General features: G+C 65.9%; 26 protein-coding genes and 1 riboswitch. Of the genes, 11 read left to right on the top strand and 15 right to left on the bottom strand.

The window, feature by feature from the left end; genetic code table 11:
* Positions 1-47: 47 nt before the first annotated feature.
* The 3 genes from BLQ85_RS11140 to BLQ85_RS11130 form a co-directional block, all read right to left on the bottom strand.
* Positions 48-338 carry a DUF1330 domain-containing protein gene (locus BLQ85_RS11140; protein WP_036840093.1) on the bottom strand — a complete coding sequence of 97 codons (291 nt, stop codon included), beginning with the start codon at positions 336-338 and terminating at the stop codon, positions 48-50.
* A 101-nt stretch (positions 339-439) separates the two neighbouring features.
* A complete protein-coding gene (kdsA, locus tag BLQ85_RS11135; RefSeq protein WP_074576950.1) occupies positions 440-1297 on the bottom strand; it encodes a 3-deoxy-8-phosphooctulonate synthase in 858 nt (285 codons plus the stop codon).
* Positions 1298-1299: 2 nt separating this feature from the next.
* Positions 1300-2991: a CTP synthase gene (locus tag BLQ85_RS11130; protein ID WP_074576948.1), complete on the bottom strand. Its 1692-nt coding sequence runs from the start codon at positions 2989-2991 to the stop codon at positions 1300-1302.
* A gap of 187 nt (positions 2992-3178) precedes the next feature.
* Here BLQ85_RS11130 and coaBC point away from each other — a divergent pair, with 187 nt between their 5' ends.
* From coaBC to BLQ85_RS11110, 4 genes are all read left to right on the top strand, one after another.
* Complete coding sequence (gene coaBC / locus BLQ85_RS11125; RefSeq protein ID WP_074576946.1) at positions 3179-4447, top strand: bifunctional phosphopantothenoylcysteine decarboxylase/phosphopantothenate--cysteine ligase CoaBC; 1269 nt, start codon at positions 3179-3181, stop codon at positions 4445-4447.
* The gene (locus tag BLQ85_RS11120) at positions 4444-4896 is read left to right on the top strand and encodes a hypothetical protein (RefSeq protein WP_074576944.1); all 453 of its coding nucleotides are present in this window, start codon (positions 4444-4446) and stop codon (positions 4894-4896) included. The genes coaBC and BLQ85_RS11120 overlap by 4 nt, the downstream gene beginning before the upstream one ends.
* Positions 4897-4899: 3 nt before the next feature.
* A complete protein-coding gene (gene dut, locus BLQ85_RS11115; RefSeq protein WP_074576942.1) occupies positions 4900-5346 on the top strand; it encodes a dUTP diphosphatase in 447 nt (148 codons plus the stop codon).
* 179 nt (positions 5347-5525) lie between these two features.
* A complete protein-coding gene (locus tag BLQ85_RS11110) occupies positions 5526-6077 on the top strand; it encodes an outer membrane lipoprotein (protein ID WP_074576941.1) in 552 nt (183 codons plus the stop codon).
* A gap of 45 nt (positions 6078-6122) precedes the next feature.
* On the opposite strand, the gene BLQ85_RS11105 is transcribed toward BLQ85_RS11110, so the two are convergent.
* Positions 6123-6647 carry an FKBP-type peptidyl-prolyl cis-trans isomerase gene (locus BLQ85_RS11105; protein ID WP_074576940.1) on the bottom strand — a complete coding sequence of 175 codons (525 nt, stop codon included), beginning with the start codon at positions 6645-6647 and terminating at the stop codon, positions 6123-6125.
* A 14-nt stretch (positions 6648-6661) separates the two neighbouring features.
* On the opposite strand from BLQ85_RS11105, the gene BLQ85_RS11100 reads away from it, so the two are divergent.
* The 3 genes from BLQ85_RS11100 (at position 6662) to BLQ85_RS11090 (ending at position 8910) form a co-directional block, all read left to right on the top strand.
* Positions 6662-7879, top strand: a complete 1218-nt coding sequence (locus BLQ85_RS11100) for a cupin domain-containing protein (RefSeq protein WP_074576939.1) — start codon at positions 6662-6664, stop codon at positions 7877-7879.
* Positions 7880-7922: 43 nt separating this feature from the next.
* A complete protein-coding gene (locus BLQ85_RS11095) occupies positions 7923-8435 on the top strand; it encodes a hypothetical protein (RefSeq protein ID WP_074576938.1) in 513 nt (170 codons plus the stop codon).
* A 214-nt stretch (positions 8436-8649) separates the two neighbouring features.
* Positions 8650-8910, top strand: a complete 261-nt coding sequence (locus tag BLQ85_RS11090; protein ID WP_074576937.1) for a hypothetical protein — start codon at positions 8650-8652, stop codon at positions 8908-8910.
* Positions 8911-9011: 101 nt separating this feature from the next.
* On the opposite strand, the gene BLQ85_RS11085 is transcribed toward BLQ85_RS11090, so the two are convergent.
* The 6 genes from BLQ85_RS11085 to BLQ85_RS11060 all read right to left on the bottom strand — a co-directional run bounded on the left by BLQ85_RS11085 (position 9012) and on the right by BLQ85_RS11060 (position 14786).
* Positions 9012-9785 (bottom strand): MBL fold metallo-hydrolase, encoded by a 774-nt coding sequence (locus BLQ85_RS11085; RefSeq protein ID WP_074576935.1) that lies wholly within the window; start codon positions 9783-9785, stop codon positions 9012-9014.
* 45 nt (positions 9786-9830) lie between these two features.
* Positions 9831-10925: an outer membrane protein assembly factor BamC gene (bamC, locus tag BLQ85_RS11080; protein ID WP_139200950.1), complete on the bottom strand. Its 1095-nt coding sequence runs from the start codon at positions 10923-10925 to the stop codon at positions 9831-9833.
* Positions 10926-11010: 85 nt separating this feature from the next.
* Positions 11011-11895, bottom strand: a complete 885-nt coding sequence (gene dapA, locus BLQ85_RS11075) for a 4-hydroxy-tetrahydrodipicolinate synthase (RefSeq protein WP_074577734.1) — start codon at positions 11893-11895, stop codon at positions 11011-11013.
* A gap of 92 nt (positions 11896-11987) precedes the next feature.
* The gene (locus BLQ85_RS11070; protein ID WP_074576930.1) at positions 11988-12566 is read right to left on the bottom strand and encodes a class I SAM-dependent methyltransferase; all 579 of its coding nucleotides are present in this window, start codon (positions 12564-12566) and stop codon (positions 11988-11990) included.
* A gap of 1 nt (position 12567) precedes the next feature.
* Positions 12568-13380, bottom strand: a complete 813-nt coding sequence (locus BLQ85_RS11065) for an SDR family oxidoreductase (RefSeq protein ID WP_074577733.1) — start codon at positions 13378-13380, stop codon at positions 12568-12570.
* A gap of 185 nt (positions 13381-13565) precedes the next feature.
* Entirely contained in the window at positions 13566-14786 is a 1221-nt protein-coding gene (locus tag BLQ85_RS11060; protein ID WP_074576928.1) for an MFS transporter, read from the bottom strand.
* Between the two features lie 190 nt (positions 14787-14976).
* On the opposite strand from BLQ85_RS11060, the gene BLQ85_RS11055 reads away from it, so the two are divergent.
* The 3 genes from BLQ85_RS11055 (at position 14977) to parC (ending at position 20319) form a co-directional block, all read left to right on the top strand.
* Positions 14977-16947, top strand: coding sequence for a DNA topoisomerase IV subunit B (locus tag BLQ85_RS11055; RefSeq protein WP_074576925.1), 1971 nt, complete (start codon positions 14977-14979; stop codon positions 16945-16947).
* A complete protein-coding gene (locus BLQ85_RS11050) occupies positions 16947-17819 on the top strand; it encodes a lytic transglycosylase domain-containing protein (protein WP_074576923.1) in 873 nt (290 codons plus the stop codon). Before BLQ85_RS11055 ends, BLQ85_RS11050 begins: the two co-directional genes overlap by 1 nt.
* A gap of 142 nt (positions 17820-17961) precedes the next feature.
* Positions 17962-20319, top strand: a complete 2358-nt coding sequence (parC, locus tag BLQ85_RS11045; RefSeq protein WP_074576921.1) for a DNA topoisomerase IV subunit A — start codon at positions 17962-17964, stop codon at positions 20317-20319.
* Positions 20320-20365: 46 nt separating this feature from the next.
* Here parC and BLQ85_RS11040 read toward each other — a convergent pair whose 3' ends face one another.
* From BLQ85_RS11040 to BLQ85_RS11025, 4 genes are all read right to left on the bottom strand, one after another.
* On the bottom strand, positions 20366-20878 hold the full coding sequence (locus BLQ85_RS11040; protein WP_074576919.1) for a 6,7-dimethyl-8-ribityllumazine synthase: 513 nt from the start codon (positions 20876-20878) through the stop codon (positions 20366-20368).
* Positions 20879-20970: 92 nt separating this feature from the next.
* A riboswitch (FMN riboswitch) is annotated at positions 20971-21127 on the bottom strand.
* Positions 21128-21238: 111 nt separating this feature from the next.
* On the bottom strand, positions 21239-21691 hold the full coding sequence (locus tag BLQ85_RS11035) for a RidA family protein (RefSeq protein ID WP_074576917.1): 453 nt from the start codon (positions 21689-21691) through the stop codon (positions 21239-21241).
* Positions 21692-21814: 123 nt separating this feature from the next.
* Positions 21815-22783, bottom strand: a complete 969-nt coding sequence (locus BLQ85_RS11030; protein WP_074576914.1) for a tripartite tricarboxylate transporter substrate binding protein — start codon at positions 22781-22783, stop codon at positions 21815-21817.
* A 56-nt stretch (positions 22784-22839) separates the two neighbouring features.
* A complete protein-coding gene (locus BLQ85_RS11025; protein WP_074576912.1) occupies positions 22840-24015 on the bottom strand; it encodes a threonine synthase in 1176 nt (391 codons plus the stop codon).
* Positions 24016-24098: 83 nt separating this feature from the next.
* Between BLQ85_RS11025 and BLQ85_RS11020 the strand changes: the two genes are divergently transcribed.
* The gene (locus tag BLQ85_RS11020; RefSeq protein WP_074576910.1) at positions 24099-25034 is read left to right on the top strand and encodes a LysR family transcriptional regulator; all 936 of its coding nucleotides are present in this window, start codon (positions 24099-24101) and stop codon (positions 25032-25034) included.
* Here the strand turns inward: BLQ85_RS11020 and BLQ85_RS11015 are convergent.
* On the bottom strand, positions 25021-25956 hold the full coding sequence (locus BLQ85_RS11015) for a transglutaminase family protein (RefSeq protein WP_074576908.1): 936 nt from the start codon (positions 25954-25956) through the stop codon (positions 25021-25023). The genes BLQ85_RS11020 and BLQ85_RS11015 overlap by 14 nt on opposite strands.
* Between the last annotated feature and the right edge of the window lie 19 nt (positions 25957-25975).

Raw genomic sequence — 25975 nt, 5'->3', positions numbered from 1 at the left:
TAGGCTCTTTCAAAAATCAGAAAAACAAAGATAAAAAACAAAAACGGTTACACGCCTTCGACCAGCACCATGCGCATGACGGCAATGCCCTGGCGCGACTGGCGCGCCGCTTCGTATTCGGCGGATTCGTTGAAGGCGCGGGCCTGCTCCACGCTGGGGAACTTCAGCACCACGATGCGGCTGGGTGTCCAGTCGCCTTCCAGCACTTCGATCTTGCCGCCGCGCACGCAAACCTCGGCGCCGTGCGCCTGCATGGCAATGCTAGACAGTTTTTTGTACTGTTCGTATTGTTCGGGGTTCGTAACCGTCACGTTGGCAATGATGTAGGCGCTGGGCATGTGGGGTTCCAGAAGTTTTTAAGAGTATCCGCATGCCCGGCCGGCGCGGGACGGTGTGTTACCGGTGCCCGCGGGTGTGTCCGGGCACGCCACATCCATGGTCAGGCGGAAAAATTGTTTTCGAGGTAGCCGTTTTTCTTGGTGACGCGGTCGAGCGCCAGCAGTGTTTCGAGCAGCGCTTTCATGTGCCTGAGCGGCACGGCATTCGGGCCGTCGCTCATGGCCTTGGCCGGGTCGGGGTGGGTTTCCATGAAGAGGCCGGCGACGCCGACCGCCACCGCGGCGCGCGCCAGCACAGGCACCATTTCGCGCTGGCCGCCGCTGCTGGTGCCGTTGCCGCCGGGCAGCTGCACCGAATGGGTGGCGTCGAACACCACGGGGGCGTTTGTCTCGCGCATGATCGCCAGGCTGCGCATATCGGACACCAGGTTGTTGTAGCCGAAGCTTGCGCCGCGTTCGCAGGCCATGAAGCTGTCTTCGTTCAGGCCTTTTTCGCGCGCGGCGGCGCGGGCCTTGTCGATGACGTTCTTCATGTCGCCGGGGGCCAGGAACTGGCCTTTCTTGATGTTGACCGGCTTGCCCGATTGCGCCACGGCGTGGATGAAATCGGTCTGGCGGCACAAAAAGGCCGGGGTCTGCAGCACGTCGACCACCGAGGCGACGGCGGCGATGTCGGCTTCGGAATGCACGTCGGTCAGGATGGGCAGGCCCAGTTCTCGCTTGACCTTGGCCAGGATTTCCAGGCCCTTGGCCATGCCGGGGCCGCGAAAGCTGGTGCCGCTGGAGCGGTTGGCCTTGTCGTAGCTCGACTTGAAGATGAAGGGAATGCCCAGCGACGCAGTGATTTCCTTGAGCGTGCCGGCGGTGTCCATCTGCAGCTGCTCGGACTCCACCACGCAGGGGCCGGCGATCAGGAAAAACGGTTGGTCAAGGCCGATATCGAATCCACAAAGCTTCATGGTCAGGCCACCGCCTTCAGGGGCTTGGCCGCGGGTTTGCCGCCCTGGCCGGCAGTGGCGCGCAGCTGGAGCACGGCCGCGATGTAGGCGTTGAACAGCGGGTGGCCGGCCCAGGGCGTGGATTTGAACTCGGGGTGGAATTGCACGCCGACAAACCAGGGGTGGACGTCCTGCGGCAGCTCGACGATTTCGGTGAGCTGCTCGCGCTGCGTCAGCGCGGAGATGACCAGGCCCGAGGCGCGCAGGGCGTCCAGGTAGTTCACGTTGGCTTCATAGCGGTGGCGGTGGCGTTCGGTGACCACGTCGCCGTAGATCTTGTGCGCCAGTGTGCCGGGCGTGACGTCGGAACTCTGCGCACCCAGGCGCATGGTGCCGCCCAGGTCGGACTTGGCGTCGCGCGTCTTGATGGTGCCGTCGGCGTCTTTCCATTCGGTGATCAGCGCGATGACCGGGTGCGGCGTCGCGGGGTCGAACTCGGTGCTGTTGGCGTCCTTCAGGCCCGCGACATGGCGCGCGAACTCGATGGTGGCGACCTGCATGCCCAGGCAGATGCCGAGGTAGGGCATCTTGTTCTCGCGCGCGAAGCGGGCCGCGCAAATCTTGCCTTCGACGCCGCGCACGCCGAAGCCACCTGGCACCAGCACGCCGTCAAAGCGCGCCAGGCGCGAAACGTTGTCCGGCGTAATGGTCTCGGAGTCGACGTACTCGATGACCACCTTGGCATGGTTTTTCATGCCGGCGTGGCGCAGGGCTTCATTGAGCGACTTGTAGCTGTCGGAGAGGTCGACGTACTTGCCGACCATGGCGATGTGCACTTCGGTCTGGGGGTGTTCGGTCTCGTAGACCAGGTCGTCCCAGCGCCGGAGGTTGGCCGGCGGCGTATTGAGGCGCAGCTTGTCGCAGATCAGGCCGTCCAGGCCCTGCTCGTGCAGCATGCGCGGCACCTTGTAAATCGTGTCCACGTCCCACATGGAGATCACGCCCCATTCTGGGACGTTGGAGAACAGTGAAATCTTTTCGCGCTCTTCGCTGGGGATGGGGCGGTCCGCGCGGCACAGCAGCACGTCGGCCTGGATACCGATTTCGCGCAGCTGCTTGGCGGTGTGCTGGGTCGGCTTGGTCTTGAGCTCGCCGGCGGCGGCGATCCAGGGCAGGTAGCTCAGGTGCACAAAAGCGGTGTTGTTGGCGCCCAGGCGCAGGCTCATCTGGCGCACGGCTTCCAGGAAGGGCAGGGACTCGATGTCGCCGACGGTGCCGCCGATTTCGACAATGGCGACGTCGACGGCATCGGGTGTTTCGTAGCCGGCACCGCGCTTGACGAATTCCTGGATTTCATTGGTGACGTGCGGGATGACCTGCACGGTCTTGCCGAGGTAGTCGCCGCGGCGCTCTTTTTCGAGCACGCTTTTGTAGATCTGGCCGGTGGTGAAGTTGTTGGCCTTGCGCATGCGCGTTTCGATGAAACGCTCGTAGTGGCCCAGGTCCAGGTCGGTTTCGGCGCCGTCGTCGGTCACAAAAACCTCGCCGTGCTGGAAGGGCGACATCGTGCCCGGATCCACATTCAGGTAGGGATCGAGCTTGATTAAAGTGACTTTGAGGCCTCGCGATTCCAGGATCGCAGCTAAGGAGGCTGAGGCGATTCCCTTGCCCAGGGAAGACACCACACCGCCGGTGACGAAGACAAATTTGGTCATGTCAGGTACGAACCGCAAGTTCGTAGAGGTGGTAAACGGAGATTATACGGGTTGACCGCCGGGTTACCCCTTGCAGGGGATACTGAATTTCAGCCCAATGCCGTTTCAGGCCGCGCCTGGCGCCCGCAGCGAAAAGCGTGGGGGCTTAACTGATACATTGCGGAACATGACGAATCAAGCGAATCCCATGGGAAGCGGGCCGGACGGCGATGAAGCCCTGGACCTGGCCGGCAAACACATCGTGCTGGGCCTGTCGGGCGGGATCGCCTGTTACAAGGCGGCCGAGCTGTGCCGGGCACTGATCAAGGCCGGGGCCACGGTGCAGGTGGTCATGACCGAGGCGGCCGAGCAATTCATCACGCCTGTTACGCTGCAGGCCCTGAGCGGCCGGCCGGTCTACACCAGCCAGTGGGACAGCCGCGAAGACAACAACATGGCGCACATCAACCTGTCGCGCGAGTCCGACGCCATCCTGGTCGCGCCCATGAGCGCCGACTTCATGGCCAAGCTGTTGCACGGCCGCGCCGACGACCTGCTCAGTCTGATGTGCCTGGCCCGCCCCATCGACAAGGTGCCGCTGCTGGTGGCGCCGGCCATGAACCGCGAGATGTACGCCCACCCGGCCACGCAGCGCAATTTTGTGCAGCTGGACGCCGACGGCGCCACGGTGCTGGGCGTGGGCAGCGGCTTCCAGGCCTGCGGTGAGACCGGCGACGGGCGCATGCTGGAGCCCGAGCAGATCCTCGAAGACCTGGTGGCCTTCTTTGCGCCCAAGGCGCTGGCCGGCCAGCGCGTGCTGGTCACCGCCGGCCCCACTTATGAAGCCATAGACCCGGTGCGCGGCATCACCAACCTGTCCAGCGGCAAGATGGGTTTTGCTATTGCGCGCGCGGCGCGCGAGGCGGGCGCCGAGGTGACGCTGGTCGCCGGCCCGGTAAGCCAGCCCACGCCGCGCGGCGTGACGCGCATCGACGTGAGGTCCGCGCAGCAAATGCTGGAAGCCGTGGCGGCGCGCGCCCAGGCCGCCAGCGTCTTCATCGCCACGGCGGCGGTGGCCGACTGGCGGCCCGCCGCGCCCTCGGCCCAGAAAATCAAAAAAGACGGCTCCGGCCAGGCGCCGCAACTCGCGTTCACCGAGAACCCGGACATTCTGGCCAGCGTGGCCCAGTCCGCCGCGGCGCAGGCCGGCCGGCTTTTCTGCGTGGGATTCGCGGCGGAAAGCCAGGACCTGGCGGAAAACGCCGAGGCCAAACGCCTGCGCAAAAAAGTGCCGCTGCTGGTCGGAAACATCGGCCCCGACACCTTCGGCCAGGACCATAACGCGCTGCTGCTGGTGGACGCGCAGGGCAGCAAAGCCTTGCCCCGGGCTTCCAAGCTCTCGCTGGCGCGGCGGCTGGTAGGCGAGATCGCGGCCAGGATGGCGGATGCCTCCAAGGGGAAAGCGGCCGCACCGTGAACCTTCCCTCCAACACGCCGCCGGACGGCGATTTTGTGGCTTACGTGGAGCGCCTCACCCATGCGAATGCGCATGCGTCGGCCGAAGCCCGTGAAGACCGGCTCAAGCCCGGGGAAAAGGCCGCACCGCGCACCTCGCCTACGGCGAGCATCGCCAAGCCATCCGCTCAATCCGCTAAACCCGCGCCCGTCGCCGCCACCGTCGCCGCCTTTGCCACCCACGTCAAATGGGTGGTTATCCTATGGATCGCCACCCAGGTCTTGTCCGAGGTGGTGCCCGGAACCGGTTTCCTGTTCCTGCCCGCGTTGCTGGTGTACGGCGCGTGGGCGGTCTGGCAGGCCAACCGCCGGTCCTCCGGGGCGCTGCTCCAGCGCCTGCGCGAGCTCGCGCGGCAAGCTGCCGAAGAAGCCGAAAAGGCTCAAAAAAATCAACCATCCAAGAAAAAATAGTTCATGCACATCGACGTCAAGATTCTCGACCCGCGCCTTCAGAACAACCTTCCCACCTATGCCACGCCCGGCAGTGCCGGCCTGGACCTGCGCGCCTGCCTGGATGCGCCGCTCACGCTGGCGGCCAACGCCTGGCAACTGGTGCCCACCGGCATCGCCATCTACCTGCACAACCCGGGCTATGCCGCGCTGATCCTGCCGCGCTCCGGCCTGGGCCACAAGCACGGCATCGTGCTGGGCAACCTGGTGGGCCTGATCGACAGCGATTACCAGGGGCAGCTGATGGTCAGCGCCTGGAACCGCAGCGACGTGCCCTTCACGATTGAACCCATGGAGCGGATCGCGCAGCTGATGATCGTGCCCGTGGTACAGGCGCAGTTCAATGTGGTGTCTGAATTCCCCGCCAGTGAGCGCGGGGAAGGCGGCTACGGCTCCACCGGCAAGGCCTGAGTCTGGTCCGCCGCGCCTTGCAGGGGTGGGGGGTTTTCCTACAACCCTTGCAACAAGGCTCCCACGCCGCCACAGGCCCTATCCCCACCCGGGGAAGAGCGGGCCGCATCCTTAATAAGCCATGAGAGTCCATGCGCCTTGATGCCGGGATCTCATGAACTTACCAAAAGGAGAGACTCATGCGAAACACATCCCGCTTTATTTCATCCGCATCCGTGGTGCTGGCGCTGGCCGCCCTGGCCGCCTGCGCGCCCATGAGCCCGCCGTCGGTGTCCGACGCGAATTACCCGCCCCCCTATCCCAACACCGCCAGCTACCCTAACCAGACTTATCCGGCTGGAACCTACCCGGCAGGCACCTATCCCGCCAACCAGCAGAACCGCTATGTCGAATACGGACGCGTCAGCAACGTCGAAGTGTTTCGCACCCAGGAACAGGCCAGGAGCTCGGGCGTAGGTGCCATCCTCGGCGGTGTGGCCGGCGCGGTGGTGGGCCACCAGATCGGCGGCGGCACCGGCAAGGACGTGGCGACGGTTGTCGGGGCAGTGGGCGGCGCCGTGGCTGGTAATGCGATTGAGAAGAACCGCAATCCCGGTACGGTTCGCGAAACCTACCGCGTGTCTGTCCAACTCGACAACGGCACCGGCCGTGCCTATGACGTGCCTTCCACCGGCGACTTGCGCATAGGCGACCGCGTGAGGATTGAGAACGGCCTGCTGTACCGAATGTAAGCGGCCGGGGTTGTCAAAAGGCGGCGGCATGCCGCCGCCTTGGCCTTAGTGCAGGGTGCCGCTTCCGGGCGAGAGCGGCTCGAGCTTGAAGAAACCGGTGCCCAGGGAGCCCTGGCTGATTTCCTCTTCGCTTGCTTCACGCACCGACTCCACCTTGACCGTCAGCCGGATGGCGATGCCCGCGAGCGGATGGTTGCCGTCCAGAACCACGTGGTCGGGATAGATTTCGGTGACCGTATAGATATGGTCGTGCGGTGCCGTTCCGCTGACACCTTTGGGCAGCGCCGCGCCGTCGAAGGTCATGCCTTCTTCGAGTTCGGCCGGGAAAACCTTGCGGGGCTCGAGAAACACCAGGTTCTCGTCATAGTCGCCAAAGGCGTCTTCGGGCTCCAGGTGCAGCTCAAGCTTGTCGCCGGTTTCATGCCCTTGCAGGGCCTGCTCGATCTTGGCCAGCAGGTCGTCACCGCCCAGCAGGAACTCGATGGGCTCATCCAGTTCGTCCAGCACATCGCCCAGGGTGTCTTTCAGCGTCCATGTCAGGGCTACGACGCATTGCGGGGTGATTTTCATCGGACAATTGTCCCATGGATGTAAACCAATCTCTAGCGCTCCTTGCCGGCCTGAGCCCGGCGCAATTCATGCGCCGCCACTGGCAAAAAAAGCCGTTTCTCGTTCGCCAGGCTCTGCCCGGATTCCAGCCTTTGCTGAGCCGCGCGGCCTTGTTCAAACTGGCCGCGAGCGAACAGGTGGAGTCGCGCCTGATTGTCCAGCAGGCCAAGGGCTGGCGCATGAAGCAGGGGCCTTTTGCGCCGCGCAGCTTGCCGCCGCTGAGCCAGAAGGCCTGGACCTTGCTGGTGCAGGGCGTGGACCTGCATGATGCCGGGGCGCACGAGCTTCTGCAGCGGTTTCGTTTTGTTCCCGATGCACGGCTTGACGACTTGATGATCTCGTTCGCGACGGCGGGCGGCGGCGTGGGGCCGCACTTTGACAGCTATGACGTGTTCCTGTTGCAGGCCAGCGGGCGGCGGCGTTGGAGGATAGGGCAGCAAAAAGACCTGACGCTGCAGGAGGGCGTGCCGCTGAAGATTTTGCAGAACTTCGAGCCCGAGCAGGAGTTTGTGCTGGAAGCCGGCGACATGCTGTACCTGCCCCCGCGCTACGCCCATGACGGCGTGGCCGAAACGGCGGCACCGGGTGATGGCAAGGCGGCCGACTGCATGACCTATTCGATCGGCTTCCGGTCGCCGGGGCGCGGCGAACTGGCGGCGGAACTGCTGCAGCGCCTGGCGGAATTCAGCGAGGACGACAGGCAGGCGGATGCTCCGGCGGGGCGCCGCGCGGCCAAAGCACCCGAGATCTACCGTGATCCCGGGCAGGACGCCACCGCCAACCCGGCAGCCTTGCCGGTTGAGCTGGCCGCCTTCGCCAGCCAGGCCGTGCAGGACGCGCTGAAAGACCCCCTCGCGCTGGCCTGCGTCCTGGGTGAATACATGACCGAACCCAAGCCCTCCGTATGGTTTGACGAAGCCGCGGACGAATGGGATGCAGAGGCCGCGCGGGCCGGCCGCGCAGGGGTCAGGCTGGATGCGCGCACCCGGATGATGTATGACGCCGACCATGTGTTCATCAACGGGGAGAGCTACCGCGCCAAAGGCGCCGATGCGACGCTGATGCGCCGGCTGGCCGACGGACGCGGCTTGGCGCCGCATGAGTTGCGCAAGGCCGGCGCCTCCGCGATGGCCTTGCTGGGCGACTGGCACGATGCCGGCTGGCTGCGACAGGAGCCGTCTGCGGATTCATGATCGGCCCAGCGCCTGTTTGCCACTTTTGCCAAGGAGATGCTCCATGGAACCTGACACAACACCCACCCCGCTGCAGGCCTTGCCGGAAGGCCGTTTCAGCGGGCGCGCCGACTTTACCGAGATGATCCGCCAGGCTTTTTCCGCGGCGGCGCAGCAGGGCTGGCGTGAAATCATCGTCTGCGACCCGGATTTTGAAGACTGGCCCCTGGGAGAACGCGCGGTGGTGCAGGCCTTGAACGACTGGTCCAAGACCGGCCGGACCTTCACCATGCTGGCCAGGAACTACGACGAGGTGCTGCGCCGGCATGCGCGCTTCGTCACCTGGCGGCGGACCTGGGCCCATATCATTGAATGCCGTGCCAACGCGTCGGCCCCGGCCGATGACCTGCCCAGCGCCTTGCTGGGGCCGGGCTGGGTTTTTGAGCGCCTGGACCTGCAGCGTTGCACGGGCATGGCCGGGTCCGAGCCGGCGCGCCGGGTTGCGCTGAGGGAGCGGCTCCATGAAAGGCTGCTGAAAAGCTCACCGGCCTTCCCGGCCACCACCCTGGGTCTTTGAATGCAAGGATTGCGCAAGCCTCACACGGGGCCGTTATAAGGGCATGCTTTGCCGACTAAGGGTTTCCGGACTTGTAATATCCAGCATATAATTTAAAGCTGGGTAGAAAGAGCTCGAGTCCTTTCCCCGGTCAAAAATAACTTGAATTCCGGTTTGGGTTTCTTTTGACAATTTCCGGAAATTGTTTTCTTAAATATCATCAAGGATCGTAAAAATGAACAAGTCCCTCGTTTTGGCAGCAATCGTTGCCGCTGTTGCACTGGCTGCTTGCGGCAAGAAAGAAGAAGCCGCAGCTCCTGCAGCACCAGCCGCTGCAGCATCTGCACCTGCTGCTGAAGCTTCCGCACCAGCCGCTGCTGCATCCGCACCTGCTGCCGATGCGTCCGCACCTGCCGCCGCCGCATCCGCTGCTCCTTCCGCTGACGCTGCTGCTGCCGCTGCCACCTCCGCTGCTGCCAGCGCTGCCAAGAAGTAATTCTTCAGCGAGTCGAAAAAAGCCGCCGCAAGGCGGCTTTTTTTATGGCCGCTGTTTCCCTGTCGTGGACGCGGCCGGCGCTGCGTCCCATGTCCGCGGCCTCAAAGCGAAAGCCAGGGCGTTCCGGTGTCGGGCCTGGCCACGACGATGTCGTCCGAGCCGCAACCCAAGGTTTCGGCCATCAGCGCCTGCACCAGCGCAGGCCGGTTGTTCTGCGCGCTCAGGTGCGCGGCCACCAGGTGCCTGAAACGCCCATGAACCAGGGTGCGGGCAATCTCGACCGCCGCGGCATTGGAGAGGTGGCCGTACTGGCCGCCCACGCGCCGCTTTAAAAAGGGCGGATACGACGACCGCGCCAGCATGTCGGTGTCGTGGTTGCACTCCAGCATCAGGGCGTCGCAAGCCATGAGATGCGACATGACATGGGTGGTGGCGTGGCCCAGGTCGGTCAGGATGCCGAGCTTGGCAGAGCCGTCGGTGCAGCTGAGCTGCAAGGGTTCCCTGGCGTCGTGTGGCACGGTAAAGGGCGTGAGCTGCAGGCCTCCCAGTTCTATGGCTTTGCCGTCACGCGCGGTGTGCAGCAGCCCGTCGAAATCCGGCGCCCCTAGGGCGGCATGTGTGCCGTGGCTCATCCAGACCGGGATGCGGTAGCGCAGGGCAAGCGAGCGCGCGCAGCCGATATGGTCGCCGTGTTCATGCGTGATGAACACGGCATGGATGTCCTCGGGCTGCAAGCCGGCTTCGCCCAGCCGGTAAAGCAGGTGCTTGAGGCCCAACCCGCAGTCGACAAGAACCCGTGAAGGTGCGATCCCGGCCGCTTCGACCACGGTGGCATTGCCCGAACTGCCGCTGCCCAGGCTTTTAAACCTCAACATAGGCGTCGCAATGCGTGGCCGGGACGGTCGGGCGGCAAGCCCGGATTACTTGAGGTCGTCGGCGATCACCTGCACGATGCGCTGGGCATTGGCCGACGATTCGGCGGCGCCCTGTGCATTGAGGACGGAAACCGTGGTGCTCTCGCCTTGGCTCTTGACGGCGATACGGTACTTCAGGGGCGGCGTGGCGGCCGGCGATCCGCTGAACAGCTTGCTGAAGAAGCCGGGTTCGGTCTTGTTCACGACAGGCTCGACGTAGCGCACGAAGTAGGTGCCCTGGCTGCGGTCGCGGTCTTCAACGGTGAAGCCGGTGCGGTCCAGCGCCAGGCCAACCCGGCGCCAGGCGCGGTCAAAACCTTCGTCGATCTGCACGACAGGCAGGTTGTTGACAGTGGCGATGCGCGAGGTCTGTTTGGTGGCGCCCGCGGCCACCAGGGCCTTGGACTGCTCTTGCGACACGCCCAGCTTGACCATCAGGCGGCGCAGGAATTCGGCTTCGAGTTCCGGATCGGCGGGGCGGGGCTGCCAGACAGTGCTGTCGCCGGAAGCGGCGTTGCCGGTTTTTCCGCCGGTGATCACTTCAATCATGCCGCGGTGGCTGACGTAAATTTCGGTGCCGCCATCGGGGCGGCGCTCCAGGCGCGTGCGGAACTTGTCGCGCTCACCGGTCGAATAGAGGCCGTCGAATACCTTGCCCAGCGCGCTGCGGATGAAGTCCTGCGGCAGCTTGGCGCGGTTTTCGGCGAAGTCGGTTTCCATGATGCCCAGGTTTTCCTGGTCCTGTGCGAGCAGGAAGCCGCTTTCCAGCCAGAAGTCGCGGACAGGGCCCCAGAGCTTGTCGGCGGGCCGGTTCACGACCAGCCAGCGCTGGCTGCCCGCGCGCTCGATGCGCACGTCGCCGACGGCGGTGGCGGCCGTCTGCACGGCCTGCGTGGGCTGGCCCACCTGGTAGCTGCTGGCGGATACCGCCGTGCCGGGCACCACATAACGGGTGTCACGGCTGAGCTGGGTCAGGTCGGGGGGGATGTCCAGCGAAGGACCCTTGGTGCCGCTGCTCTTGTAATCGACGCGTTCACCGTCCATCACATCGCGCAGGGAGGAACAGCCGGCGAGCAGGCCGAGGGCAACCAGCGCGGACACAGCTGCGGCGCTCCGGGCTTTTGAAAATGCAGGACGTGTTGGCGATATCTTCACTTGGGTTCCCTTAAAAATCAGATCAGGCAAATCAAATCAGGCCGCAGGCGCGCAAGGCATTTTCCACGGCCGCTTCGTTCGATGTTTCCAGCGGCGTCATGGGCAGGCGCAAGGTGCCGCCGCAAAGACCCATCCGGGCCATGGCCCATTTGACGGGAATCGGGTTGGCTTCAATAAACAGGTTTCTGTGCAGCGGCAGGAGCTTGAGCTGCAGTTCCATGGCGCGGCGCGTGTCGCCCGCCACGGCGGCGACGCATAGCTCATGCATGAGCCTGGGCGCCACGTTGGCCGTCACGCTGACGTTGCCCTGGCCGCCGCAGAGCATGAGCGCCACGGCGGTCGGGTCGTCGCCCGAGTACACCGCAAAGCCCTTGGGCACTTCCTTGATCAGCCACTGCGCACGCTCGATGTTGCCGGTGGCTTCCTTGATGCCGACAATGCCGGGCACCTGGGCCAGGCGCAACACGGTGGCGTGCGCCATATCGGCCACGGTGCGGCCGGGCACGTTGTAGAGCACGGTGGGCAGATCGCCGACGGCTTCGGCAATCGCCTTGAAGTGCCGGTACTGGCCTTCCTGCGTGGGTTTGTTGTAGTAGGGGACGACCTGAAGCTGGCAGTCGGCGCCCACCTGCTTGGCGAATTTGGCGAGTTCGATCGCCTCGGCGGTGGAGTTGGCGCCGCAGCCGGCCATGATGGGCACGCGCTTTTTGGCCTGCTCCACCGAGACGCGGATGATTTCGCAGTGCTCCTCGACGTTGACGGTCGGGGATTCGCCGGTGGTGCCGACCACGCCTATGCAGTCGGTGCCTTCGGCGATGTGCCAGTCCACCAGTTTGCGCAGGGTGGGGTAATCTACGCTGCCGTCATCATGCAAGGGCGTTGCCAATGCAACGATGCTGCCAGTAATGGGTTTCATGCTGTACTTGTAAACGTTCGCGGCCGGATAGGGCCTGGCCGAAATAACGCCGGGCCGGCCCCGAAAAGCCAATCCTGCATTCTACCCAGAGCCTAGGGCAGGAAATAGCGCGGCGGTGCGGGCAAACCCGCAGTCGAGGCGGTTTCACGGACGGCCGCGATGCGCTGGATGAAGCGCTGCGGGTTTTCGTGGAACCCTTCCTCGAAGGCCACTACCCGCAGGCCCGCGCAGATTTCCAGCAATTCGCCGGTGCGCAGCAAAAAATCGGGCCGCGAGGGCTTGCCCACGGACTCATTGCCTTGCGTAAAAGTTTCGTAAATCAGCACGCCACCCGGCGCCAGGCCGGCCAGCAGGGTCGGCAACAGCGGGCGCCAGAGGTAGTTGGTGACGACGACCGCGTCAAACTGGCGACCCGCAAAAGGCCAGGGGCCGGCTTCAATATCGGCCACCACGGCCTCGCAAGCCGATGCCGGGAGGGCGCTTGCGGCGGCCTCCAGGGCTTCCTGTGACCGGTCCACCAGCACCAGGGAGTGGTTTCGCCCGTGAAACCAGCGGGCATGGCGGCCATAACCGCAGGCGACGTCCAGCACCACGCCGCCTTCGCGCACCAGGTGCGACCAGCGCTGCACCCAGGCGGAGGGCTGCTCCATGCCATGCGGGACACTGCTCATATCAAAGCGGCTTTACTTCGTCTTTAAGCGCCGCCAGCGCCATCGCCTCGACCCGGCCGGGCGCGATCAGCTTGAGCCAGCGGCCCAGCTTGCCCTTGGCCGTCATGACCACCTCGCGGTCCCGGCGCTCCATGCCCTGCAGGATCAGCCGGGCGCATTCCTCCACGCTCATGGCCTTGTCCTCCTTGAGCCCGCTGGATCCCGCGGCCACGCCCGCCGCGTTGAAGCCGCGGTGGCGGATGTGGGTGGCGACCACACCCGGGTAGGCGGTGGTCACGCCGACCCCGGCGCCCTTCATTTCGGCGCGCAGCGCCTCGAAAAATCCCACCATGGCGAATTTGGTGGCGCTGTAGGCCGTGCGGCCCGGCACGCCTATCAGCCCGGCCAGGCTGGAAACGGCGACGATGCTGCCGTGGCGCAGCCTCAGGTAGGGCAGGGCGGCATGGGTGCACCAGACGCTGCCCCAGAAGTTGATGCGCATGAGCTGCTCGTACCAGCCCAGGTCCTGGGCCTTGACATCCTCCAGCAGCGCCTGCGCCGACATGCCGGCGTTGTTGATCAGGGCGTCGATGTGCCCGAAGCGGCCGACGGCGGCATCCACCAGGTGCCGGCATTGGGCCTCGATGGACACATCGGTCTTGACGGCCAGGGTTTGGGCGCCGTGCGCGGCGCACTGGTGCGCGACCTCGTCCAGCAGCGTTTCATTGCGCGCGGCCAGCACCAGTGCCACGCCGGCGCCATGGGTTTTGGCCAGCTGCCGCGCCATTTCCGCGCCTATGCCGTCCGATGCGCCGGTGATGATGATGGTTTTCATGCTGTCCTCTTCCCGTTTTTTAGGGGCGCTGCCCCTGATCAGTCGCAAAACCGCCGGGCAGGCCCTAAAAACAAGCCCAGATCTGGTTGGCGAGTGTGAACAGGAATTCCGGCCGTGTGTAGAGGGCAAACACCCCCAGCGACGCGATGACCGCGAGCGCCCACAGGCCGGCTTTTTTGGCCATCTCAGGCCCCTTGCGGCACGCCGGCGCGCGCAATCGGCGCCTCGCGCACCGGCAGGTTCACCAGGGCGGCGAACACGCCCAGCGCGATGGCGATGTACCAGACGATGTCGTAGCTGCCGGTGCGGTCATATAGATAGCCGCCCAGCCAGACGCCCATGAAGGAGCCGATCTGGTGGCTGAAGAAGATGAAGCCGCCCAGCATCGACAAATGCTGGATGCCGAAGATCTGCGCCACCACCGCGTTGGTCGGCGGGATGGTCGACAGCCACAGCAGTCCCATCAGGCTGGCGAAGATGTACACGCTCAGCGGGCTCAGCGGCGCCGCCAGGAACACGGCGATCACCACCGCGCGCGAGAAATAAATCGTCGCCAGGATTTTCCGCTTGGCGATTTTCTGGCCCAGCGAGCCGGCGATATAGGTGCCGAAGACATTGAACAGGCCTATCAGCGCCAGCGCGTAGCTGGCCACCTGGGGCGACAGGCCCTTGTCCTTGAGGTAGCTGGGCATGTGCACGCCGATGAACACCACCTGGAAGCCGCAGACGAAATAGCCCGCCATCAGCAACTGGAAGCTCGGGTACTTGAAGGCCTCGCGCAGCGCCTGGCCTATGGTCTGTTCGCGTTTGGCCGGCTGGCCGCCGGCAAAGCCAGCCTCGCGCAGGCCCAGCGCCAGCGGCGCGATCAGCAGCACCGCGCCGCTGAGCGCCAGCAGCGCCTCTTTCCAGCCCAGGCCGCTGATCAGCAGGCCCTCGACCGGCACCATCAGGAACTGGCCGAAAGAGCCCGCCGCCGCGGCCACGCCCATGGCCCAGGAGCGCTTTTCCGCCGGGATGTTGCGGCCTATCACGCCGTAGATCACGGCATAGGTGGTACCGGCCTGCGCTGCGCCTATCAGCACCCCTGCCGTCATCGTGAACAGAAAGCCCGTGGGCGACAGCGCCATGCCCACCAGGCCCAGCCCGTACAGCAGGGCGCCGCCCGCGATCACGCGGAACGCGCCGAAGCGGTCGGCCGCCATGCCGGCGAAGATGCCGAACACGCCCCAGGACAGGTTTTGCACCGCCAGCGCGAAGGCAAAGGTCTCCCGCGTCCAGCCCTGGGCCTGGGTGATGGGCTGCAGCCACAGCCCGAAGCCGTGGCGTATGCCCATGGACAGCGTGACGATGGTGGCGCCGCAGATCAGCACCTGCAGCATGGAGAGTTTTTTGGTGTCGGTGGTCATGGGTGGCCGCCGCAAGCGGCGAAAAAAGGAAGAGGCCTGGGTGGCCAGGAACTGATTCGCCGACTGTAACGAAAATGGCAAAACGCTGCCGTACCCGCCCCCGGTTTCCACGCCCAAATCAGGTTGGCTGTATGTCCATACAGTGACTTTTGCGGCCCGGACTACAATTGCGGCAATTCTTTCATCTGCCATGGCTGACAAACTACCCACCGAATATTCCGAAGGCTCGATCCGCGTGCTCAAGGGCCTGGAGCCCGTCAAGCAGCGCCCGGGCATGTACACGCGCACCGACAACCCCCTGCACATCATCCAGGAAGTGCTGGACAACTCCGCCGACGAGGCCCTGGCCGGCTACGGCAAGAAGATCAAGGTCACCCTGCACAGCGACGGCTCGGTCAGCGTGGACGACGACGGCCGGGGCGTTCCCTTCGGCATGCACCCGGAAGAAAAAGCGCCCGTGATCGAACTCGTGTACACCCGGCTGCACGCCGGCGGCAAGTTCGACAAGGGCAAGGGCGGCGCCTACAGTTTCTCGGGCGGCCTGCACGGCGTGGGCGTCAGCGTGACCAACGCGCTGTCCAAGCGCCTGGAGGTCACCTCCTACCGCGAAGGCATGGTCGCCCACCTGGTGTTTTCGGGAGGCGACGTCACCGAAAAGCTGCACCTGCGCAAAAACGGCGACGGCGACCGCAAGACCGGCACCACCGTGCGGGCCTGGCCGGACGCCAAGTACTTCGAGTCGGCGGCCTTGCCCATGGCCGAGCTCACCCACCTGCTGCGCAGCAAGGCCGTGCTCATGCCCGGCGTCACCGTCACGCTGGCCAACGAGAAAACCAAGGACACCCAGACCTGGCTCTATAAGGGCGGCCTGCGCGACTACCTGATGCAGACCCTGACCGGCGACCCGGTGATCCCGATGTTTGAGGGCGAGGGGTTTGCCGACGCCCAGCACGACAGCTTTGCCGAAGGCGAGGGCGCCCAGTGGTGTGTGGCCTTCATCGAAGACGGCCAGCCCATGCGCGAGAGCTACGTCAACCTGATCCCGACCAGCGCCGGCGGCACCCACGAAAGCGGCCTGCGTGACGGCCTCTTCAACGCCGTCAAGAGCTTTATCGACCTGCATTCGCTGCTGCCCAAGGGCGTCAAGCTGCTGCCCGAAGACGTTTTCGCCCGCGCCAGCTATGTGCTGAGCGCCAAGGTGCTGGACCCGCAGTTCCAGGGCCAGATCAAGGAGCGCCTCAATTCGCGCGACGCGGTGCGCCTGGTTTCCAGCTTTGTGCGGCCGACGCTGGAGCTGTGGCTCAACCAGCACGTCGATTACGGCCGCAAGCTGGCCGAACTCGCCATCAAGGCCGCGCAAACCCGCCAGAGGGCCGGCCAGAAGGTCGAAAAGCGCAAAGGCTCGGGCGTGGCTGTGCTGCCCGGCAAGCTGACCGACTGCGAAAGCCGCGACCTGGCACACAACGAAGTCTTCCTGGTCGAGGGCGACTCGGCCGGCGGCAGCGCCAAAATGGGCCGCGACAAGGAAAGCCAGGCCATCCTGCCGCTGCGCGGCAAGGTGCTCAACACCTGGGAGGTTGAGCGCGACCGCCTGTTCGCCAACACCGAAATTCACGACATCGCGGTCGCCATCGGCGTCGATCCGCACGGCCCCAACGACACGTCCGACCTCAGCGGCCTGCGCTACGGCAAGGTTTGCATCCTGAGCGACGCCGACGTCGACGGCTCCCACATCCAGGTGCTGCTGCTCACGCTGTTTTTCCGCCACTTCCCCAAGCTGATTGAATCGGGTAATGTGTATGTCGCGCGGCCGCCGCTGTTCCGGGTGGACGCGCCGGCCCGGGGCAAAAAGCCGGCATCCAAGTTTTATGCCCTTGATGAGGGCGAGTTGACCGCCATTCTGGATAAATTGCGCAAGGACGGCGTGAAAGAAGGCGCCTGGAGCATCAGCCGCTTCAAGGGCCTGGGTGAAATGAGCGCGGAACAGCTCTGGGAGACCACGCTGAACCCGGATACCCGCCGTTTGCTGCCCGTGCAACTGGGCAACCAGGATTTCCTGCAAACCGAGAGCCTGATCACCAAGCTGATGGGCAAGGGCGAAGCCGCGGCGCGGCGCGAACTGATGGAGTTGCACGGTGACGCCGTGGAAATTGATATTTGATGAACTTGCCTGAGACTTTTCTTTCCTTTCTGCGGCGGCCCCTGCGCGCGCTGGGCCTGCCGCTGGCGGCCATGGGCCTGGCCGCGCTGTTCGCCTCCCCCGCCCATGCCGACATCTGGGGTTATGTCGACAAGGATGGCATCGCGCACTTCTCTGCCGTGCGGCTGGACGACCGCTATGAACTCTTCTTCCGCGGCGGCGAAAGCTTCAGTGCCGACGGCAGCAACACCGGCCGCAGTGGCAAGGCCGTGGGCAGCGGCGCCAACCGCGCCACCGGCGTGGCCGCCGCGCCGCCCAAGCTGCTGGCTTACTTCGACGTGTCGCCCAACTACAAGGCCGTCAAGCATTTGCTGCGTGAAGCTTCGGCCACGCACGGCATCGACTACGAACTGCTGCAGGCCCTGATCGCCACCGAGTCGGGCTTTAACACCCAGGCCGTCTCGCCCAAGGGCGCGGTCGGGCTGATGCAGCTGATCCCGCCGACGGCGGAGCGCTACGGCGTGCGGGCCAGCAAGGATTCCACGGTCCACAAAAAGCTCACCGACCCCAAGACCAACATCCGGGCCGGCTCCAGCTACCTCAGCGACCTGATCGCCATGTTCCCCGGCCAGCTCGAGCTGGCGATTGCCGCCTACAACGCCGGCGAGGGCGCGGTGCAGCGCGCGGGCAACAAAATCCCCAATTACCCGGAAACCAAAAACTACGTCAAGACCGTGATGCAGCTCTACAACCACCTCAAACCCCCCAGCATGATGGCCCCCGGCGGCCGCGTGCGCATGGAGATGATGGGCGGCAGCACGGGCCGCGGCAACATGGTGCCGACCACGGTCGCGGCCACCACCACGCCAGAGGCCCCACCCGAGCGGAACTGAGACCCATGCAGCTGGCGTTTCGCCGGAACATCCGGCAGCGCTGCAAAGCGGCGCCCCCTTTTTTCTTTTCATCATTCCGTACCGGCTGCGCTTAAGCATGCCGGCCCGGTATCAACCGACTTAGCCCCAAGCCAAATTCACGATGGACGATCTCTTTACACCGGACGCAGTCGCCCCCATTCCCGAACCCGCCGACCAGGATTCGCTGGCCGCGTACGCGCAGCGGGCCTATCTTGAATACGCGCTCAGCGTCGTCAAGGGCCGGGCCTTGCCCGACGTCTGCGACGGCCAGAAGCCGGTGCAGCGCCGCATTCTTTTCAGCATGTCGCGCATGGGCCTGGGTTTTGGCGGCGCCAACGGCGCCAGCGGGGCCAAGCCCGTCAAAAGCGCCCGCGTGGTCGGCGACGTGCTCGGTAAATACCACCCGCACGGCGACCAGGCGGCTTATGACGCCATGGTGCGCATGGCCCAGGATTTCAGCCAGCGCTACCCGCTGATCGACGGCCAGGGCAACTTCGGTTCGCGCGACGGCGACGGAGCGGCGGCCATGCGCTACACCGAGGCGCGGCTGGCGCGCATCACGACCTTGCTGCTCGACGAGCTTGACGAAGGCACGGTCGACTTCGTGCCCAACTACGACGGCTCCTTCGAGGAGCCGCGCCAGCTGCCCGCGCGCCTGCCGTTTGCGCTGCTCAACGGCGCCAGCGGCATCGCCGTCGGCCTGGCCACCGAAATCCCCAGCCACAACCTGCGCGAAGTCGCCGACGCCTGCGTGGCCCTCATCAAGACGCCCAAGCTGTCCGACGACGAGCTGTTTTCGCTGATCACCGGCCCTGACTACCCGGGCGGCGGGCAGATCATCTCCGGCAGCGCGGAAATCGCGGCCGCCTACAGCACGGGCCGCGGCTCGCTCAAGGTGCGCGCGCGCTGGAAAATCGAGGAACTCGCGCGCGGGCAGTGGCAGCTGGTGGTGCAGGAACTGCCGCCCGGCGTCAGCACCCAGCGCGTGCTCGAGGAGATCGAGGAGCTCACCAACCCGAAGATCAAGGCCGGCAAAAAAGCCCTGAGCCAGGACCAGGTGCAGCTCAAGCAGACCGTGCTGGCCGTGCTCGACGTGGTCCGCGACGAGTCCAGCAAGGACGCCCCGGTGCGCCTGGTGTTCGAGCCCAAGACCAGCAAGATCGGCCAGTCCGAACTCATCAACACCCTGCTGGCCAACACCAGCCTTGAAAGCTCCTCTCCGATCAACCTGACCATGGTCGGGCTGGACGGCAAGCCGACGCAGAAAACCCTGCGCCAGATGCTGGGCGAGTGGATTGAATTCCGCCAGACCACGGTGCAAAAACGTTCACAGCACCGCCTGGACAAGGTGCTGGACCGCATCCACATCCTCGAAGGGCGGCAACTGGTGCTGCTCAATATCGACGAGGTGATCGCCATCATCCGCCAGTCGGACGAACCCAAGGCCGCGCTGATTGAGCGTTTCAAACTCAGCGACCGCCAGGCCGAGGACATCCTGGAAATCCGCCTGCGCCAGCTGGCGCGGCTCGAAGCCATCAAGATCGAGCAGGAGCTCAAGAACCTGCGTGAAGAGCAAGGCCGGCTCGAGGAAATCCTCGGCAGCCCGGCAGCGCTCAAACGCCTGCTGGTCAAGGAAATCGAGGCCGACGCCAAGCAGTTCGCCGACGCGCGCCGCACGCTGATCCAGGCCGAGAAAAAAGCCGTGCTCGAAGTCAAGGTGCTCGACGAACCCGTGACCGTGGTCATCAGCGACAAGGGCTGGGTGCGCGCGCGCAGCGGCCACGGCCATGACCCGGCGGGTTTTGCCTTCAAGGCCGGTGACGGGCTGTACGGCACTTTTGAATGCCGCACCGTCGACACGCTGCTGGCCTTCGGCTCGCGCGGCCGGATTTATTCGGTGCCGGTGTCCTCGCTGCCTGGTGCGCGCGGCGACGGCCAGCCGCTGACCACGATGATCGACCTTGAATCGGGCACGCAGCTGGTGCACTACTTCGCGGGCCCGTCCAACGCCGCGCTGCTGCTCAGCGCCAGCGGCGGCTACGGCTTCCTCGCCACGGTCGAGAACATGACGTCGCGCCTGAAAGCCGGCAAGGCCTTTATCAGCTGCGCCGAGGGCGAAACCATCTGCAGGCCCTCGCACGCGGCCTTCAACAGCGGCGCGACGCCCATGCTGCCGGCCACCCACGTAGCCTGCGCTTCCACGGGCGGCCGCATCCTGACCTTTGAAATCGGCGAACTGAAAATGCAGGCCGCCGGCGGCCGCGGCCTGATGCTGATAGACCTTGAAGCCAAGGACACCCTGGCCGGCGCGGCGGCTTACACCCGCAGCGTGAAGATTGAAGGCATAGGCCGCGGCGGCAAGGCTCGTGAAGAGACGCTGGAAATCCGCACGCTGAACAACGCCCGCGCGGCACGTGCGCGCAAGGGCAAGGCGGCCGACCTGGGCTTCAAGCCCACCGGCGTCACCCGCGTCGAGTAAGAAGTTCGGCGCCCGCCGCCTTGTGAAAGGGGGCGGGCATCCGGCCTCAGGCCACGAGCAGCGTTTCGAGCTTCCTGAGGCCCGCCACGGTCTCCAGGCAGGCCTGCGCCACTTCCTTGCCCTTGGTCAGGAAGTGGGCGGTGAAGAACTGGCGGTGCTCTTCATGCTCGTGGAAATGCTGCGGCGTCAGCACCGCGGAGAACACCGGCACGCCGGTCTCCAGCTGAATGCCCATCAGCGCGCTGATCACCGCATCGGCGACGAATTCGTGGCGGTAGATGCCGCCGTCCACCACCAGCCCGCAGCAGACCACGCCCGCATAACGGCCCGACTGCGCGAGTTTTTTGGCATGCAGCGGAATCTCGAAAGCGCCCGGCACTTCAAAGGTGTCTATGGATTCGGGGCCCACGCCCTGCCTGGCCATTTCGGCCAGGAAGGCGCCGCGCCCCTGGTCCACGATGTCTTCGTGCCAGGACGACTGGATAAAGGCGAAACGCGCCTTGGAAGGGGAGCCGCCAGAATGGGCGGTGGAAGGGGAGGAAACAAGGGTCTGACTCATGGATGGCCTCTCACTAGGTGTTACCAGAATCAGGGCGCACGAGCCTGCGGCCAGCCAGGGGCGCGCAGGCGCCCACGGCACAGCCGATGGCATCGCGCTCTCTTTCATCCGGACTGTGACCGTCGGCTTTGGACTTGAACCAAATCTGCTGACCCCGGCCCACCGTGAGGAGGGCCGGGCGCTCGCGGGCTGATGCAGTTGCCTGCAAACACCGCCGGTGGGGAATTTCACCCCGCCCTGAGAACGCTGCCCCGGCAGGATGGCCGGGGCCTCATGAGTTTAAGGGCTCGCGTGAGCCGCTGCTTGCCGCCGCCTTGCCGGCCCCACAGTGACTGCGGGTGCTCGCCGCGGCAGCGGGGATTACTCGACTTCCGCGACCAGGTCGATCTCGACACAAGCGCCCATGGGGACTTGCGCCACGCCGAAGGCGCTGCGCGCATGCTTGCCGGCATCGCCGAAGATCTCGCCGAACAGTTCGCTGGCGCCGTTGGTCACCAGGTGCTGCTCGGTGTAGTCGCCGGTCGAGTTGACCAGGCTCATGAGCTTGACGATGCGCTTGACCTTGCCCAGGCCGACGGCGGCTTCCAGCGTGCCCATCAGGTCGATGGCGACCGAGCGCGCGGCGGTCTTGCCTTCTTCGGTTGTCATGTTCTTGCCCAGCTGGCCGACCAGGGGCTTGCCGTCTTTCTTGGCGATATGGCCGCTCAGGAACACCAGGTTGCCGGTGCGCACAAAAGGCAGGTAGGCCGCGACGGGCGTTGCCACGGCGGGCAGGGTGATGTTTAGTGCTTTCAGCTTGTCGTAGGCGCTCATGGTGTTCCTTTGGTTGAAGACAGGCCCCGGCGGGCGGTTCGGGGAATTGTAGGACGGGCCCGTCCGCGCGCCGGCCTGTAGCGGCATGAAAGGAAGTGATGCAGCCCCGGCCGGCGTAGCCGCTTATTCGGGCTTGATGCCGGCCTTGCGCACCACCGCGCCCCAGCGGTCCACCTCGCTGCGCATAAAGGCGCGCAGCTCGTCGCGGCTCGAACCCTTGAGGTCTATGCCTAGCGTGGTGAGTCGCTCGCGCGTCGACGGGTGGGCCAGGGCCGCGACGGCTTCGCTGCGCAGCCGCTCGACGATCTCGATGGGCGTGGTGGCCGGCGCCACCAGGGCCCACCACTGGTTGAACTGCATGCTGTCCATGCCGGCTTCGCGCGCGGTGGGCACCTCGGGCAGCGAGGCCACGCGGGTGTTGCCCGTCACCATCAGGGCCGAGATTTTTCCCGCGCCCAGCAGCGCGCTGGCGCTGGCCAGCGTCGCGAAATGGGCGTCCACCTGGCCGGCCGCGACGTCGGTGAGCGCCGGCGCCGAGCCGCGGTAGGGGATCGCGTTGACCTTGATGCCGGCAGCCGTGGCGAACAGCTCGCTGGAGAGATGGCTGATGGAGCCGTTGCCGCTGTTGGCCAGCGCCAGCGGCGCCTTGCTGGCGCGGTAGTGTTTGAGGAAACCCTTGATGTCGCCGTTCTTGTAGGGCGTGCCGCTGGCAAACAGCATCAGCGGCGAGGTGCCGACCATGGAGATCGGCGTGAAGTCGCGCAGCAGGTCATAAGGCATTTTGTTGAACACGGCCGGCGCGATCGCATGCGGCAGCTCGACGATGGCGAAGGTGTAGCCGTCGGGCGCGGCCTTGGCTGCGGCCTCGGTGCCTATGCGGCCCGAGGCGCCGGAGCGGTTGTCCACCACCACGCTCTGGCCCATGGTCTCGCCCATGCGCTGCGCGACGGCGCGCGCAATCGCGTCCGTGCTGCCGCCGGGCGCCCAGGGCACGATGAGGCGCAGCGGTTTGTCGGGGTAGGCCGCATGGGCGGCGGTGCTGATCAGGCTGGCGCCGGCCAGCAGCAAGGTGGTGAGCAATCGGGTCTTCATGGGGAAATCCTTTACGGGAGGTCGGTTCAAGGAGGGTTCAGGGAGGGTTCAGGGAGTCAGGAAAAAGTGTCAAAGGTGTCGCGGTCGCCCTTGGCGGTCAGCAGCAGCAGGGCGTGTTCGGAAGGCGCGACCTCACCGCGCGCGCGCAACTGCGCGAGCGCGCTGAGGCAGGCGCCCGCGCACAGCTCCACCCACAGGCCTTGCGCGGCCAGCCGGGCGCTGCCTTCGGCGGCGCCGGCATCGTCCACCACCACCGCGCCGCCGCCGGAGCGCTGCACGGCCAGCGCCTGCTGCAGCGTGACGGTGCCGCCGCCGGTGGAAAACTGCATGGTCTGGCCGGCGAAGTCGGCCTGCAGCGGCTCGCCGCCCAGCACGCGGGCCAGGCGGGGAAAGGGTTCAACCGCCCAGAGCCGCGGCATGCGCGCGATCAGCCCGGCTTGCAGCAGGTCGCGCAGGCCGCTGTAAACACCCCAGAGCAGGTCGCCGCGCGCGGTGGGCACCAGCACGTGGTCGGGGATGCAGCCGTCGGCCACACATTCGAGCGCCACCGCGCGGTAGCCTTCGACACCGAAGGCCGGGCTGCCGACGGCGGGCACGCTGTAGTTGGTCAGCGCAAAGGCGCCGTCCTGCTCCACGCGCCGGCGCAGGTGTTCCCAGCGGCCGAAGCCGCGCTCGAACATCAGGCGTTTGGCGCCCAGGCGCTGCAGCGCGCGCGCAAAAGGCTCCGGCATGTCGTGGTAGGTGGCGATTTCGCAGGCCAGGCCCGCGGCCGCGCAATAAGCCGCCGCCGACACCGCCGCATTGCCGCTGGAGGCCAGCACCACGGTTTGCGCGCCCGCGTCCAGCGCCCGGCTCACGGCCTGGGCCGACATGCGGTCCTTGTGCGAGCCCGTGGGGTTCATGCCCTCGTGCTTGGCCGAGAGCTGGCGCAAGCCCAAGGCACGCGCCAGGCGCGGCAGGTCCAGGCAGGGCGTGCCGCCTTCGCCCAGGGATATGCCCTGGGTGTAGGGCAGCCAGGCACCCCACTTATAACCTGTGCTGGCGGTTTTTAGGGTTTTGGGCAGTTCGGCATACACCGCTTCCAGGCTCGCCGGCGTGCCGGCCGTCGCGCAGTGCGGGCAACCGGCGGGCAGGTCCTGCAAGGGGTATTCGCGGGCGCAATGGATGCAGCGTAGCCCGAACAACTGCGGGTTGCGGGTCACGGCGGGGGATTCGAAAACAAGGGGATTCATGCGGCCAATGGTAGGAAGGCCTGGGCCTGCCGTGCACGCCTTGTTGGCGATTTAGAATAAGTGAAACTTATAAGGAGACGGCCATGGCCGAAGCCAGTGCGCGCCAGATCGAGGTATTCCGCATGGTCATGCGGCTGGGCACGGCCAACCGCGCGGCCGCGGCCCTGCATGTGAGCCAGCCGGCGGTCACGCAGCTGTTGCAGCAACTGGAGGCGCGCGCCGGCCTCAAGCTGTTTGACCGGCCCAAGGGCAAGCTCACGCCCACGCCCGAAGCCCATGCGCTGATGGAGGAGGTCGAGCGGGTCTATGAAGGCCTGGAAGCGGTGCAGCGAAAAATCGTGGCGCTGCAGTCGCATGAAGACACGGTGCTGCGTATCGGCTCGTTGCATGCCATGGCCGCCAGCGTCATGCCCTGGGCCCTGGCCGAATTCCAGCGCAGCTACCCGCGCACGCGCTGCCTGCTTTTGGTCGACAGCTCCAAGGTGCTGCGCGAGGCCTTGTTCCAGGGCGCGGTGGACCTGGCTTTCCTGGGCGACGAGGCCGATGCCAGCGGGCTGGTGTCCTCGCTGTTCTACCAGGCGCCCGCCGTCTGCATCATGCCGGCCGCCCATCCGCTGGCGCGCAAGCAGGTGTTGCGGCCGCAGGATTTGCAGGAGGTGCCGCTGGTGGGCCTGTCGGCGTCCGACCCGGCGCAGCGGCGCCTGGAAGCGGCGCTGGCGCAGGCCGGTGTGCAGCCGCGTTTTGTGATTGAAACCCCTTACAGCGCGACGCAATGCGCGCTGGTGCTGGCCGGCGCCGGGCTGGCCGTGACCAATCCGCTGGTGGCGCGCGAATACCTGGCGCTGGGCCTGCGCAGTGTGCCGCTGGCGGCCGAAGTGTGGTTCCGCGCCTTGCTGGCCTTCAAGCCCAAGCAGGCGCAGTCGGGCGCGGCGCAGGAGTTTGTGGGCCTGTGCAGGCGCCGCCTGGTGGGCAGCCTGCCCGAGGGTTCGCTGCTAGGGGAGTCGTTTAGTTCGCGGTAGCCAGGGACTGGGCCTCGGTCTCGGCCAGGGGCTCCACCGTCACCGCCACGTCCAGGATGTGCTGCGCCCCGCCGCGTATCACGCCGCGCATGGGCGAGACATCGAGGAAGTCGCGCCCCGTGGCCAGCGTGACATAGTCTTCGCCCGGCGCGCGGTTGTTGGTGGGATCGAAGTCCAGCCAGGCGCCCAGGCCCGGGCAATAGACCGAGGCCCAGGCATGCGAGGCGTCGCTGCCGACCAGGCGCGGCTGGCCGGGCGGCGGGCTGGTCAGCAGGTAGCCGCTCACATAACGCGCCGGCAGGCCCATGGCGCGGCAGCAGGCCACCATGATGTGGGCGAAGTCCTGGCACACGCCCTTGCCCTGCCTGAGCGCCTCGAGCGCCGGCGTGTTGACCTCGGTGCTTTCGCTCTCGTAAGTCATGGTGTCGTGGATGCGCTCCATCAGGTCGCGCGCCGCCTCGGGCAGCGGCCGGCCGGGCAGGAAGCTGGGTCGGGCGAATTCGACGAAGGCCTCGTCGCGCGGCACATAGGGCGAGGCGAACAGGAATTCGGAGGCGCTGTCGTAGGCCGCGCCGGCGCGGTAGCGGAACTGCTCGCGCACCTGCTCCCAGGGCTGCGACACCGCAGCGCCGGCGGAGAGGGCACTTTCGGACTGCAGCGGGTTGAGGGCCGTGGTGGCCACCACGCTGTCGGCCACCACGGTCAGGCTTTCATGCGCGGCCTGCAGCGAAAAATAGCTGCGCGTGTTGCCGTAGACATCTACGGTCTCGCGCAATTGCACGGGCGCCGGGTCGACGCGAAGCGCGTAGCTCAGCAGGGTCTGGCCGTTGCGGCTGGCGGGTTTGAGGTGCACCACATGGTGGGCGTTTTCCACCGCCGGGGCATAGCGGTAGCGGGTTTCGTGGACGACGTGCAGCAGCATGGGATGACTCCGCGCCCGG

This window comes from Polaromonas sp. JS666 (assembly GCF_900103405.1).
Taxonomy (GTDB): domain Bacteria; phylum Pseudomonadota; class Gammaproteobacteria; order Burkholderiales; family Burkholderiaceae_C; genus Polaromonas.
This window is presented reverse-complemented; position numbering and strand designations above follow the sequence as displayed.